Below are 12,310 nucleotides of genomic sequence, written 5' to 3'. Positions count from 1 at the left end.
CCTGGTCGACGGTCGTGGTGTGGCGATGATCATGCCCGGCGCGCTGTCGACGCCAGGTGCGGGCCCGCGCCTCCGCTTCGCCCGCGATTCACCGCGCGGGGCGCAGGCTGTCGGTTCTCCAATCATGTGAGGCCACGGCCATGGCGACCGGCTGGGCGGGCGACGGCGCGGTGCAGGACCAGATCGATGCGACGGTGAAGGACGCGATCGAGCGTGCCCGCAGCCGCCTGCCGCAGGGACCGGGCAGAAGCCGCTGCGAGGAATGCGATGCGCCGATCCCGCCGGCGCGCCAGCGTGCGATTCCGGGCGTGCGCCTGTGCATCGCCTGCCAGGAGGCGGCCGATGCCGACGAGGCTGCCGCGCACTCCGGTTTCAACCGGCGCGGCAGCAAGGACAGCCAGCTGCGCTGAGACCGTGCGGCGGCTCAGGCCGGTGGCGTGGGCGGGTCCTTGGGCGACGGCGCCGATGCCGGTGCCGGCAACAGCGGCATGGCGGGCGCGAGCCAGCTCGCCGGTACCGTCGCGCCGCGCCAGCGCCGCACCGTGCGCTGGAAGAACAGGTTGTTCGGGACCTGCAGTACGGTGCCGGCATCGCCCTGGTCGGCCGAGACTTCCTGCAGGGTGGTGTAGATCAGGTTGACGTCGACCACGCGGCCTTTCAGGCCCGGCTTCTCGCCGTTCTCCAAGACCTCGATGTAGTCGTGCAGGCGGAACGGCCGCGTGGTGAAGATCAGTACCGTGCAGAAGATGTTGGACAGCACGCTCCAGGCGGCGAAGAACGCGACCGCACCCACGGCCGCGAAGCCGGTGAACGCGGTCCACAGCACTGTGCCCGAGACGCCGAAGCGCTCCAGCGCGGCCAGCGTGGCCGCCGCATACAGCAGGAAGGCGATCAGCCGGCGCAGCACCACCGCCATTTCCGGCGGCAGGCCGTGGCGGGCGACCATCCGCCGCACCAGCCAGCGCGCCGCGGCCGCCAGCAGCCAGGCCGCGAACAGGATCAGCAGCACCTGGCCGATCGGCACGATGATGCCCAGCCAGTCCTGGAGCCAGATCGGCAGCCGTTCCTTCATCGTTGCGTACGTCCCGTGGCGCGAATGCGGACCGCATTCTAACGGTCGCACCGCCATGGGGGTGGCCGGTTCCGCTTCCGTGTGCCGCGCGGGTGCGTCGCGCTCAGCGGCGCAGGTGCATCGCCGGCACCGCACGCCCCAGCGCCGCCAGGATCCGCAGTGGATCGGCGTGCGGAAGCGCGGGGACGCACCAGCTGCGCGGCTGGTGGCCGTCGTGGCGCAGGCAGACGCGGGTGGCGCCGTCGTCGCCGGGCAGGTCCAGCGACCAGCCGTGCAGCGGGGCCAGATGCAGCGAAAGCGCCAGCATCAGCGCACCGGGACCCTGCCACATATGCCTGCTCCTTCGTACCATGTGGGTGATATCGGCTTGGATGCGGCAGGCACGCGGATGGTTGCAACGCCCATCCGCTGCGATCGGTTCCAACCCTCCGCCCGCTGCCCGCATCGAAGGTGCATGCCAGACACGATCGCCATTGCCGCCAGCGCCATGCCACCGGCGGACCACTCCGCGCCCAGCGACGAGGCCGCGCTGGTGCGCGCGGTGGTCGCCGGCTGCGCCGAAGGCGCCGCCGCCTACGAAACCCTGTACCGGCGGTACGCGCCGCGGCTGCATGCGGTGATCTGGCGGTTGTGCGGCGGCGATGCGCATGCGGCCGAGGACGTGCTGCAGGACACCTTCATCCAGGCCTGGCGGGCACTGCCGAGGTTCCGGATGGAATGCGCGCTGTCGACCTGGCTGCACCGGCTGGCGGTCAACACCGCCTTGATGGCGCTGCGTGCGCGGGGCCAGCTGCCGCCGCACGATGCCGACCAGGAGGCGCTGGACGGTCTGGTCGCGCCGGGCCGCTGCCAGGGCACCGGCATGGATCTGGAGCGCGCGGTGGCGCGGCTGCCGGCCCGGGCGCGGGCGGTGCTGGTGTTGCACGACATCGAAGGCTGGAAACACCACGAGATCGCCGAGGAACTCGGCGTGGCGGTTGGAACATCGAAAGCACAGCTGCACCGGGCCCGTGGCCTGCTGCGCGGCTGGCTGGGAGAACGGACATGAGTGGATACCCCGGATACGACGACGACCAGGCCCTGGTTGCCGGCCTGCAGGCCCTGCCGCGCGAGCGGATCCCGCCTGCGGGAACATGGGACGCGATCGCCGCGCGGATCACCGCGGAGGCGGCGGTGCCGGCCGCGGCGATCGCACCGGCCCCGACGCGGCGCGTGCGTCGGCGCTGGCCATTGGCGGCGGCTGCGGCGCTGGCCGCGCTGGCGGTCGGGTTCGGCCTGGACCGGCTCGGCGCGCCCGCACCGCCCGCGCAGACCGCACTCGAGCGGCAGGCACAGGCGCTGGACCGCGACTACCGCGTGGCCCTGGCGCTGCTGCCGGCAGCGCCGGGCGCCGGCGCAGGCGAAGGCGAAGGACTGGCGCCGGCGCTGGAGGAGATCGACCGCAGCACCGCCGCGATCCATGCCGCGATCCGGCAGACGCCGGACGCGGGCTTCCTGCTCGAACAGCTGCAGCGCACCTACGCGCTGCGCCTGGACCTGACCCGGAGGGCGGTGCTGGACGCCGCCTTCCACGACCGAGGATGACGACATGCAGACACCACGCACGCCCGCACGGGCATTCCTGTGGCTCCTGGCCCTGGCCGTTCCGCTGGCCGCGGGCGCCCAGACCCGGGTCGACGAACGCCACGCCCTGTCGGCCGGCGGCAGGATCGAACTGGAGAACGTCGCCGGCTCGATCCAGGTCCGCGGCTGGGACCGCGACGAGGTCGCGCTGAGCGGCGAGCTCGGTGCCGACCTGCGGCTGGAGACGGATGCCAGCCGCGACCGCGTGCAGTACCGCGTGGTCTACCCGCGCGACAGCCGCGGCGACCGCCAGCGCTCGGCCAGGCTGGAACTGCGCGTGCCCAAGGGCGCCGAGCTGCAGGTCTCGGCGGTCAGCGCCGGCGTGGACATCGCCGAGGTCGACCTGCGCCGGCTGGGCGCGCGTTCGGTCAGCGGCAAGGTCGCCGCGGCCGGGCGCGCCGGCGAGTCCGAGCTGACCAGCGTCAGTGGCGCGGTGCTGGCGCGGCTGGCCACCTCGCGGCTGAAGGCCACCAGCGTCAGCGGCCAGGTCGACGCCGACGGCGTCGACGGCGAGGCCTCGCTGGAAACCGTCTCCGGGCGTGTCCAGCTCGGCGCCAGCCGGATCGAGCGGCTGCAGGCGCAGAGCGTCTCCGGCGCGATCGTGCTGCGGGTCGGCGCGCTGGCGCCGGGCGGGCGCGTGGCCGCCGAAAGCGTCAGCGGCCGGATCGAGCTGACCCTGCCTGCCGACACCTCGGCCGCGCTGCGGGCGACCACGTTCAGCGGCGGCATCCAGGCGCCGAGCGGCGAGGTCGAACGTCCGAAGTACGGGCCGGGCCGGCGGCTGGAAACGCAGCTGGGCCGCGGCAACGGCGACATCACCCTGACCTCGCATTCCGGCGCGATCGGCGTCGGTTTCGGCGGGCGCTGAGCCCGCGCAGGCAGGCTGCGGGGACCCGGGGCGCGACGCCGCGCCGGGTCTCAGCCGGCCGCGATGACCCGGATCAGCACAGCGTCGACGCGGACCTGCTGGCCCGCGCGGATCTTGCAGGTCTTGCGCGACTCGGCGACGCCGTCCACCAGCACCGCGCCGCTGGCCACCAGCGCCTTGCCGGCACCGCCGCTGTCGCACAGGCCGACCAGCTTGAGCAGCTGGTTCAGTTCGACGAAGTCGCCTTCAAGTTCGAAATCGATCTCTTCCATCGCGCAAGTGTAGGGATGCGACCGGATCGCGGATAGTCCGCGACCGCGTGCGGCGACCGGCAGCGGCGCCGCCGGATGCGTCGTTCCGGATGCCTGGTGCCGACGCGTATCCCCGCGTGACGGGAGGTCCCGCGCCGAACGTTCCTTCCCGGCGATCGCCTCGACACGCCGGCGGAGCGCCGACGGCGCAACCTGACGGTCGCGGCCTGCGTGGTCCGGAGCGGGCAGGGCCCGCATCGCGCTGCGGGCCGCGTTCGATCCGCACGGCGCGCCGGGCAGGGAGGCCGGATGTCTCCTGCGACGGCGTGCGGTCCGGACCGATCGCGTGGACACCGGACTCGCCCGGGACCGCGTGCACCGGCGCGACAGGCCGCGTTCCATCGCGCTGGAAGCGCATCACGCCCATGCGCACCACCGCGTCGACGATCCGCGCGGCGGGTCCAGTGACGACATTTCCCGGCGCATCGACGCCACGTGATCGGCGTATCGCACCGGGTCTTCGCGGTCGCCCGCCCAGCACCGGTTGCCGTCGCATCCCGTCGCGGACGTACTGCCGCGGGTCTCAACGCGGTGGCGTGGATGGTCGCTGCCGCACCGCGCCCTGGCGGGCGTCGCCACGCAGATGGTCGAGCTTGCGCTGGTAGGCCTCGCGCACCTGGACGGTGTCGGCGTAGGCGAGCGCCTTGCCCATCTCCCGGCGTGCGCGCTCGAGGTCGCCTGCCAGGTAGTAGGCGCGGGCCAGTCCGAAGCGGAACAGGTGCTCGCGGCTGTTGCTGCGCAGCGCCTGCCGGTACTGCTCGATGGCACAGGAGTAGTCGCCGCGGTGTTCGCATTCCAGCGCCAGCATGAAGCGCTGGAACGGATCCTTGCGCTGGATGTTGGCCAGGCGCGACGCATGCCGCTGTTCGAGCGCCGCATTGCCCTGGCGGCGATAGAGCACGACCAGGTTGCTGAGCGCGGCCACGTGGTCGGCATCGAGCCTCAACGCGCCGAGGAAGGCCTGCTCGGCGGCCGCTACATCGCCACGCCGCTGCAGCAGCACGCCCAGGTTGTTCCAGGCCGGGCTGAATCCGCGGTCGGCCTGCAGCGACGCCTGCAGCGATGCCAGCGCCGCGTCGAAGCGGCCTTCGGCCATCAGTTCGGCGCCGCGGTTGTTGTGGAAATGGGCCATCGCCCGCTCGGTGCCGATCAGGCGCGGCGTGCCGCGCGCGGCGATGATGCTGCGGTCGAAATCCACGGTCTTGCGCTGCCCGCCGATGCGCAGGCTGACGTTGACGTGGCTGGCGTTGTAGACGATGCCGGCTTCCTCGTACCAGGCCAGGACCTCGCCGGCCTCCTGCACGCGCGCGTCGAAGCCGAGCTCGCGCGCCAGCGCGACGAACAGCAGCGTGTAGGACAGGCAATTGGCCTCGCGCTGCTGCCAGATTCCGGCGACGCTGCGCGTGGCGTGGTGGTCGTAGCGCAGGCCCAGGCCATCGGCATCGAACATCAGCGCGACCAGGCGCTGCAGGCGCTCGTCCTGGCTGCCGCCGTGCAGTTCGACCCGCTCGTGCACCAGCTGGCGCAGCGCTGGCGGAATCTCCATCACCGCGGCGGCGGTCGGCGGCACGTAGGCATCGACCGGCGCGGCGGGCAGTGGTGGCTGCGGCGCGGGGGCCACCGCGAGCAGTGCGGCCAGCGTCAACCCGATCATCGCAGCCTCCCGGTGGGAACCTGCCGCCGAGTCTACGCCGCCGCGCGGCGCTCAGCGCATACGCAACGGGGCCGATGCGGCCTCGTCCAGGCGGCCGCTGCCGCTGAACCGGCGGGTCCCGAACAGGCCGCCCTCGAGCTTGCCGCGGACCGTGTACTCCAGCGCAGGGCCGCGCCCGTCCAGCAGCGGGCCGACCTGCCGCGCCAGGTTCAGCGCGGACACGCTGACCGGGATGGTGACGATGCTCTCGCCGTAGCGCGGCACCACGCCGCTGGCGGCGCTGACGCCGCTGGCCAGCGGCCGGCCGTTGAGTTCCAGCTCGAGCGCGGCGCCGTCGTAGCGGATCTCGCCGTCGTTCGGGTTCTGCACGCGCAAGCGTACCGCCATCCGCAGCTCCAGCCCCTCGCCGGGCAGCATCTCGACGCCGGCCACGTCGATCCGCGGTGGATCGCGGCGGGGCAGGCTGGAACAGCCGGCCAGCAGGGAGGCCAGCAGCAGGCCGGCGACGATGCGGATCACGGACATGGGCGGTGCGCCTTGCGGGATGGCCCGAGTCTGTCGGCGCCGGCCAGGGCCGGCAAGCGCCGCCGGCGCGTGCGTTCAGCCCCCGGCGGGTACGGCCGGCAGCGATGGGGCGATCGCCGGCACGGCCGGCAGCGCCGGCGCGACGGCCGCGGCGGCGCTGCCATCGGGCGGGCTGGCCAGCGCGTCGACCGGTGCGCCGGCGGGCGCATCCAGCACGCGGTTGAGCACCACGATGCTGATCCGCCGGTTGATGGGGTTGCGCGGATCGGCCTTGTCGAACGGCACCGAGGACGCCAGCCCGACCACGCGTGCGACGCGCGCCTCGTCCAGGCCGCCTTCGAGCAGCGCGCGGCGGGCGGCGTTGGCGCGCTCGCTGGACAGTTCCCAGTTGCCGTAACCGCGCGGCGCCTGGAACGGGGTCTCGTCGGTGTGGCCCGCCAGCGCGATCTGGTGCGGCGTGTCGACCAGCAGGCCGCCGAGTTCGTGCAGGATCTCGCCGGCGTAGTCCTTCATCCTCGAGCTGCCCATGTCGAACATCGGCCGGTTCAGGCGGTCGACGATCTGCACGCGCAGGCCTTCGGGAGTCAGGTCGATCAGCAGCTGGTCCTTGAACGGCGCCAGCGCCTGGCTCATTTCGATGGCCGCTTCCAGCTCGCGGCGCAGCGAGTCGAGCTGGCGCCGGTCCTCGGCCCGGGCCTCGGCGCGTGCGGCCGCCTCTGCCTCGGCGGGCGTCCGGCTCTGCCCGGGTTCGCCCGGTTGCGGGCCGACGCCACCGGGGATGGACAGCGCGTTGGCGGTGGGGATCAGCTTGTCGGAGGCGCCGCCCGGACCGAGCGAACTGGTGCCGGGCACCGCCGCGTTGCCGGCCACCGCGCTGGGGTTCTTGAAGTACTCCGAGACCGCGGCCTTCTCTTCCTTGCTGGCGATGCCGACCAGCCACATGACCAGGAAGAACGCCATCATCGCGGTCACGAAGTCCGCATAGGCGACCTTCCAGGCACCACCGTGATGGCCGCCGACGACCTTCTTGACACGGCGGACGATGATGGGCGGCTTCTTCTCCATGGCCGGTCGCTCAGCGGCTGCTGCGCAGGTGCGCTTCCAGGTCGGCGAAGGCCGGGCGCACGTCGGAGAACAGCAGCTTGCGCGCGAACTCGACGGAGACGGTCGGCGGATAGCCGCGCAGGCTGGCCACCAGCGCCATCTTGATGATCTCGAAGGCCTTGCCTTCCTCGTGCGCGCGGTGACCGACCGCCGCAGCCAGCGGGCCGACGAAGCCGTAGCCCAGGTAGATGCCCAGGAAGGTGCCGACCAGCGCACCGGCCACGTGCTTGCCGATCTCGGCCACGTCGCCGCCGATCGCGCCCATCGTGATCACGATGCCCAGCACCGCGGCGACGATGCCGAAGCCGGGCAGTGAGTCGGCCAGCACCTGCAGCGCATGCGCCGGCTCGGCGGCCTCGTGATGGTGGGTCTCGACCTCGACCTCGAGCAGCTGCTCCAGCTCGTGCGGCTCGAGGTTGCCGCTGACCATCAGGCGCAGGCAGTCGGTGGTGAACTCCATCAGGTGATGGTCGCCGGCCAGCTTCGGGTACTTGGCGAACAGCGCGCTGTTGGCCGGGTCCTCGATGTCCTTCTCGATCGCGATCATGCCTTCGCGGCGCGCCTTGACCAGCACGTCGTAGACCATCGACAGGATGTCAACGTAGTCCTGGCGGCGGTATTTGGGGCCCTTGAACAGGCGCGGGATGCCGGCCATCGCACCCTTCACGACCTTGAGCGGGTTGGCGACCAGGAACGCGCCGAACGCGGCGCCGCCGATGATCAGCAGCTCGTAGGGCTGCCAGAGCGCGGCCAGCTGGCCGTGCGCGAGCACGTAGCCGCCGAACACGCTGAGGATGACGACGACGAAACCGACGAGGATGAGCATGGCACGGGGCGCGGAGGGGATCGTCCTCCTATCGGCGCCGTGCCGGCGAAGTTGAGCACGGCCGGCGCGGGGTGCGCGCCGGCCGTGAAGGGCTCAGGCCAGCTTGCCCAGAGCGCTGTCGATCACCCGCTGCAGCTTGCGCGCCGCGCCGTTGACCGCCACGGCGATGCTCTCGCCCTCGTCGGATGCGGTCAGGTGGGGACGGCCGTCCAGGTGGGCCTCGAGCAGGCAGCGCTTGTCGCCCGCGCCACCCTTGCTGCCATTGCTGTCGCTCAGGTGCACGTCGACGCGGCTCAGCTGCGGCTGGAAGCGGCCGACCGCGGCGGTCAGGACTTCCTCGACGTGACGCACCACCGACGGATCGTGCTGCACGTGGCTGTCGGTATTGAGCTGGATCTTCATTCGTCCTCCTTATGGACCTCTGCGTGATCCGCCGCATCCCGCATCGGGATCCGGCGGCCGGGCCGCGGGGTGTTCCGTCTCGGCCTGGTTCCATCCTCATACCGGGTCGGCCGTGACGCCATGAGCAAGATCAAGGTGGCGCGGCACCGCCGGCCGGCATGCTGCTGGACGGTCATCCACCCGCGGCGGGCCTTGTGCGGCGGGGATCCGCTGTATGCTGCGCCACCGCATCGCACGCGGCAGCCCGTTCACAGGAGTTCCCATGATCCAGCGTTTCGAGGTCGGTCCCCGCATGTCCGAGATGACCGTGCACAACGGCGTCGCCTACCTGGCCGGGCAGATCCCGGAAGATACCAGCGGCGACATCGTCGACCAGACCCGGCAGGTGCTGGAGGCGATCGACGCACTGCTGGCCCAGGCCGGCACCGACAAGACCCGGATCCTGCGCGCGGAGATCTTCCTGGCCGACATCGGCGAGTTCCCGGGCATGAACCAGGCCTGGGATGCGTGGGTGCCGGCCGGCCATACGCCGTCGCGGGCGACCGTGCAGGCGGCGCTGGCCGATCCGTCCTGGAAGGTCGAGATCGTCGTCACCGCCGCGGTCTGAGCGGCGATGGCACGACGCGGCGCCAGCGCGGCGGGCGGCGATCTGTTCGGTGCCGCCGAGCCGCGGCACAGCCTGTTCTTCGCGCTGGTCCCGCCCGCAGCGGCGATCGAGGCGATCGACGCCGCCCGGCGGTCGCTGGAAGCCGGGCTTCCCGCCGAACCGGGCCGGCCGGTGCCGCCCCAGCGGCTGCATCTGACGCTGTCCTGGCTGGGCGAATGGGCGGTGCTGCCGCCGGCCGCGCTGCAGGGGGCCCGGCACGCGGCCACCGGCCTCGACCAGGCCGGGTTCGTCCTGCAGCTGGACGCGGCGGCGTGCTTCGGCCGCGGCGAGGTGGTCTGGGTGCTGCGTCCGTCGGCGCCGCCGGCGGCGCTGGCCGCCCTGCAGCAGGCACTGGTGCAGGCGATGTTGCGCCAGGGCCTGCGCCCGGCGGGCGGGCACGCCTTCTCGCCGCATGTCAGCCTGCGCCGGCGCGCTGCCACCGCGTTCGAGCCGCGGCCGGCCGGTCCGGTGTCCTGGCCCGTGGACGGGTTCGCCCTGATCCACAGCGAGCGCACCGATGCCGGTGTCGACTACCACACGCTCGGTCACTGGCCGCTGGCGAGGACGCAGGCGAACTGAGCGCCGCCGCCCCTGTGGTATCAGCCGCGGCGGTCGAGCCAGTCGATGACGCCGCGGGCCGCGCGCAGGCCGCTGGCGAAGCAGGCGGTGAGCAGATAGCCGCCGGTCGGGGCCTCCCAGTCCAGCATCTCGCCGGCGCAGAAGGTGCCGGGCAGGGCGTCCAGCATCAGCTGCCTGTCCATCGCTTCCAGGCGGACGCCACCGGCGCTGCTGATCGCCTCGGCGATCGGGCGCGGGCGCAGCAGCCGCAGCGGAAAGCGCTTGAGGGTGGCCGCGACGGCGTCCATGTCGTCCAGCGCCTCGCGTGGCAGCACCTCGCGCAGCAGCGCGGCGCGCACGCCGACGATGCCGGCCTGGCGGCGCAGGTGCTCGCTGAGGCTGCGCCCGTTGCGCGGCCTGGCCAGGTCGGCCCGCAGCCGCTCGGCCGCACGCCCCGGGACCAGGTCCAGCAACAGCGTCGTGCCGCCATCACGGGCGATGCGGTCGCGCAGCATCGCCGAGAGCGCATAGACCAGGCTGCCCTCGATGCCGGTCGCAGTGACCACGCATTCGCCCTGCAGCGCCTGCTCCACGCCGGCATCGTCGTGCCAGTGGGCGACGACCGGCTTCAGCGGGGCGCCGGCGTGACGCTCCGCCAGGTGCGCGCTCCAGCCGATGTCGAAGCCGCAGTTGCTGGGCAGCAGCGGCGCCACGTCGATCCCGCGCGCCGCCAGCAGCGGCAGCCAGGCGCCATCGGAGCCGAGCTCGGGCCAGCTGCCGCCACCCAGTGCCAGTACCACGGCATCGGCAGCGACCGTGCGTCCGCCGTCGGGCGTGGCCAGGCGCAGCGCGCCGTCGTCGGTCCAGCCGGTCCAGCGGTGCTGCACGTGGAAACGCACGCCCTGGTCCTTCAGCCGCCGCACCCAGCCACGCAGCAGCGGCGCGGCCTTGCGGTCGACCGGAAACACGCGGTCGGAGGTGCCCACATAGGTATCCACGCCCAGGCCGCGTGCCCAGTCGCGCAGGGCATCGGCGTCGAAGTCGTCCAGCCAGCCGCCGACTGCCGCCTGGTGCATGCCGTATCGCGTCACGAAACCGGCCCTGGGCTCGGCATGGGTGAGGTTGAGGCCGCCCTTGCCGGCGATCAGGAACTTGCGGCCGACCGACCCCTTGGCCTCGTACAGGTCGACCTCGAGCCCGGCCGCGCGCAGCGTCTCGGCTGCGAACAGCCCGGCCGGACCGCCGCCGACCACGGCAACGGAGGGAACATGCGTCCGCATCGGTCAGGGCTGGGCGACGTCGAGCAGCTCGACCTCGAACACCAGCGAGGCGCCTGGCGGGATCACCCGCCCCGCGCCGCGGCTGCCGTAGCCGTACGCGGCCGGAATCAGCAGGGTGCGCTGGCCGCCGACGCGCATGCCGGCCACGCCCTCGTCCCAGCCGCGGATCACGCGGCCACCGCCGAGCGGGAAGGTGAACGGCTCGCCGCGGTCGCGCGAGCTGTCGAACTTGCGGCCGCGCTTGTCGGGCGCGTTCTCGTCGTAGAGCCAGCCGGTGTAGTGCACGCTGACGTCCTGCCCGGCAACGGCGGTGGCGCCGTCGCCGACGCGTTCGTCGATGCGCTGCAGCTCGGCCACGCTGCCGCCCGGCGGCGGGCCCTGGTCGGCGGCGCAGGACACGAGCAGCAGGCACAGCAGCAGGGGCAGGGCGGTGAGCAGGCGGCGCATGGGCGTGTTCCGGAAGGTCGGCTGGCGGAAAGGCGCGCAAGGGTAACCGATCGGCATCGGCGGCGAGCCGCGGCTATCATGGCGCGATGGCGAAACTGCTCTTCAACCTGCGCAACGTGCCCGACGACGAGGCCGCCGACGTGCGCGCCCTGCTGGAGGAGCACAAGGTCGATTTCTACGAGACGCCGATCGGCCTGTTCGGCATCTCGGCCGGCGGCTACTGGCTGCGCGACAAGGACGCCTATCCGGCCGCGCGCGCCCTGATCGACGACTACCAGGCGCAGCGGCGCGCGGACGCACGCGCGCTCCAGGAACAGGCCGAGCGCGACGGCAGCGCCGAGACCTTCACCGCGCTGCTGCGCGCGCGCCCGGGCTTCGTGCTGTCGCGGCTGCTGGGAATCGTCGCGATCCTGGGCCTGGTCCTGCTGCTGCCGGCACTGCTGCTGCGCTGAGCCCGCCGCCGGCACGGCGCCGGCGGTACGGACGGCTGCGCGCCGCGGCGATCAGCGGTACTGCTTCTCCTCGACGAAGCGCGAGCCGGCGACCCGGTTGATCGCGTTCTTCAGGCCGACGCGTTCGCCGTTGGTGGTCGCCACCGCGCGGGCCAGGGTGATGAACTCCGCATCGAAGGTCTGCGCGGCTTCCTTCGCGCGCAGCGCGTCCTGCACGTCCCACATGCGCTCGTTGACCGCGCGCAGCTGCTGCTTCAGCCCATCCATCTCCGGATGCCGCGCGCGCAGGCCTTCCCACAGCGGCCACAGCCCATCGAGCTCGACCCGCACGTTGCGGCGCTTGTCGGCGTCGTCGATGCGGTCGTTCTTGATTTCGAGGATGGTGATCTTGTCGAGCAGTTCGCCGACGGCCACCGGCACCAGGATCGAGTTCACGGACACGTTCTTTCGTTCAGCAGGGCCGGCCATGGTACCGCGTGGCCATGATCGGGACGCGCCGCCGGCCTCGCGCGGAAAGGCGGTCGTCGCGCCCGACGGTGCAA

At 72.6% G+C, this 12,310-nt stretch carries 19 protein-coding genes; 8 read left to right on the top strand and 11 right to left on the bottom strand.

The genetic code is table 11. The annotated features are described in order from the left end of the window. The first annotated feature begins 140 nt into the window (after positions 1-140). Complete coding sequence (locus IB242_RS07175; RefSeq protein WP_192277431.1) at positions 141-410, top strand: DksA/TraR family C4-type zinc finger protein; 270 nt, start codon at positions 141-143, stop codon at positions 408-410. 14 nt (positions 411-424) lie between these two features. Here the strand turns inward: IB242_RS07175 and IB242_RS07170 are convergent, their stop codons facing one another. Together IB242_RS07170 and IB242_RS07165 are read right to left on the bottom strand one after the other, a co-directional pair. Next, on the bottom strand, positions 425-1,072 hold the full coding sequence (locus tag IB242_RS07170; protein WP_192277429.1) for a mechanosensitive ion channel family protein: 648 nt from the start codon (positions 1,070-1,072) through the stop codon (positions 425-427). A gap of 103 nt (positions 1,073-1,175) precedes the next feature. Then, positions 1,176-1,403, bottom strand: a complete 228-nt coding sequence (locus IB242_RS07165; RefSeq protein WP_192277427.1) for a hypothetical protein — start codon at positions 1,401-1,403, stop codon at positions 1,176-1,178. A 156-nt stretch (positions 1,404-1,559) separates the two neighbouring features. Here IB242_RS07165 and IB242_RS07160 point away from each other — a divergent pair, with 156 nt between their 5' ends. From IB242_RS07160 to IB242_RS07150, 3 genes are read left to right on the top strand one after another with little or no spacing between them, the layout of a single operon-like run. After that, the gene (locus IB242_RS07160; protein WP_225540306.1) at positions 1,560-2,120 is read left to right on the top strand and encodes a sigma-70 family RNA polymerase sigma factor; all 561 of its coding nucleotides are present in this window, start codon (positions 1,560-1,562) and stop codon (positions 2,118-2,120) included. After that, on the top strand, positions 2,117-2,656 hold the full coding sequence (locus IB242_RS07155) for a hypothetical protein (protein ID WP_192277423.1): 540 nt from the start codon (positions 2,117-2,119) through the stop codon (positions 2,654-2,656). Before IB242_RS07160 ends, IB242_RS07155 begins: the two co-directional genes overlap by 4 nt. A gap of 4 nt (positions 2,657-2,660) precedes the next feature. After that, entirely contained in the window at positions 2,661-3,563 is a 903-nt protein-coding gene (locus IB242_RS07150; RefSeq protein ID WP_192277421.1) for a DUF4097 family beta strand repeat-containing protein, read from the top strand. Between the two features lie 50 nt (positions 3,564-3,613). Here IB242_RS07150 and IB242_RS07145 read toward each other — a convergent pair whose 3' ends face one another. Next, entirely contained in the window at positions 3,614-3,835 is a 222-nt protein-coding gene (locus IB242_RS07145; protein WP_192277419.1) for an RNA-binding S4 domain-containing protein, read from the bottom strand. Between the two features lie 325 nt (positions 3,836-4,160). Between IB242_RS07145 and IB242_RS07140 the strand changes: the two genes are divergently transcribed. Further along, on the top strand, positions 4,161-4,313 hold the full coding sequence (locus IB242_RS07140; RefSeq protein WP_192277417.1) for a hypothetical protein: 153 nt from the start codon (positions 4,161-4,163) through the stop codon (positions 4,311-4,313). An 84-nt stretch (positions 4,314-4,397) separates the two neighbouring features. On the opposite strand, the gene IB242_RS07135 is transcribed toward IB242_RS07140, so the two are convergent. The 5 genes from IB242_RS07135 to IB242_RS07115 form a co-directional block, all read right to left on the bottom strand. Beyond that, entirely contained in the window at positions 4,398-5,528 is a 1,131-nt protein-coding gene (locus IB242_RS07135; protein WP_192277415.1) for a tetratricopeptide repeat protein, read from the bottom strand. Positions 5,529-5,579: 51 nt separating this feature from the next. Then, a complete protein-coding gene (locus IB242_RS07130; protein ID WP_192277413.1) occupies positions 5,580-6,053 on the bottom strand; it encodes an LEA type 2 family protein in 474 nt (157 codons plus the stop codon). 75 nt (positions 6,054-6,128) lie between these two features. After that, a complete protein-coding gene (gene motB / locus IB242_RS07125) occupies positions 6,129-7,118 on the bottom strand; it encodes a flagellar motor protein MotB (protein ID WP_192277411.1) in 990 nt (329 codons plus the stop codon). A gap of 10 nt (positions 7,119-7,128) precedes the next feature. Then, a complete protein-coding gene (motA, locus tag IB242_RS07120) occupies positions 7,129-7,983 on the bottom strand; it encodes a flagellar motor stator protein MotA (protein WP_192277409.1) in 855 nt (284 codons plus the stop codon). A 93-nt stretch (positions 7,984-8,076) separates the two neighbouring features. Further along, complete coding sequence (locus IB242_RS07115) at positions 8,077-8,385, bottom strand: HPF/RaiA family ribosome-associated protein (protein WP_192277407.1); 309 nt, start codon at positions 8,383-8,385, stop codon at positions 8,077-8,079. A gap of 262 nt (positions 8,386-8,647) precedes the next feature. Here IB242_RS07115 and IB242_RS07110 point away from each other — a divergent pair, with 262 nt between their 5' ends. Next, entirely contained in the window at positions 8,648-8,992 is a 345-nt protein-coding gene (locus tag IB242_RS07110) for a RidA family protein (protein ID WP_192277405.1), read from the top strand. Between the two features lie 6 nt (positions 8,993-8,998). Further along, positions 8,999-9,610: a 2'-5' RNA ligase family protein gene (locus IB242_RS07105; RefSeq protein WP_192277403.1), complete on the top strand. Its 612-nt coding sequence runs from the start codon at positions 8,999-9,001 to the stop codon at positions 9,608-9,610. A 20-nt stretch (positions 9,611-9,630) separates the two neighbouring features. Here IB242_RS07105 and IB242_RS07100 read toward each other — a convergent pair whose 3' ends face one another. Further along, the gene (locus IB242_RS07100) at positions 9,631-10,869 is read right to left on the bottom strand and encodes a TIGR03862 family flavoprotein (RefSeq protein ID WP_192277401.1); all 1,239 of its coding nucleotides are present in this window, start codon (positions 10,867-10,869) and stop codon (positions 9,631-9,633) included. A gap of 3 nt (positions 10,870-10,872) precedes the next feature. After that, a complete protein-coding gene (locus IB242_RS07095) occupies positions 10,873-11,316 on the bottom strand; it encodes an FKBP-type peptidyl-prolyl cis-trans isomerase (protein WP_192277399.1) in 444 nt (147 codons plus the stop codon). An 86-nt stretch (positions 11,317-11,402) separates the two neighbouring features. On the opposite strand from IB242_RS07095, the gene IB242_RS07090 reads away from it, so the two are divergent. Next, positions 11,403-11,768 (top strand): DUF6164 family protein, encoded by a 366-nt coding sequence (locus IB242_RS07090; RefSeq protein WP_192277397.1) that lies wholly within the window; start codon positions 11,403-11,405, stop codon positions 11,766-11,768. Between the two features lie 51 nt (positions 11,769-11,819). Here IB242_RS07090 and IB242_RS07085 read toward each other — a convergent pair whose 3' ends face one another. Then, complete coding sequence (locus IB242_RS07085; RefSeq protein ID WP_192277395.1) at positions 11,820-12,203, bottom strand: DUF6165 family protein; 384 nt, start codon at positions 12,201-12,203, stop codon at positions 11,820-11,822. Positions 12,204-12,310: the final 107 nt, after the last annotated feature.

This window comes from Xanthomonas sp. XNM01, from assembly GCF_014851915.1.
GTDB lineage: Bacteria > Pseudomonadota > Gammaproteobacteria > Xanthomonadales > Xanthomonadaceae > Pseudoxanthomonas.
Note: the sequence above shows the minus strand (reverse complement) of the source record. Positions and strands in the feature narration are given on the sequence as shown.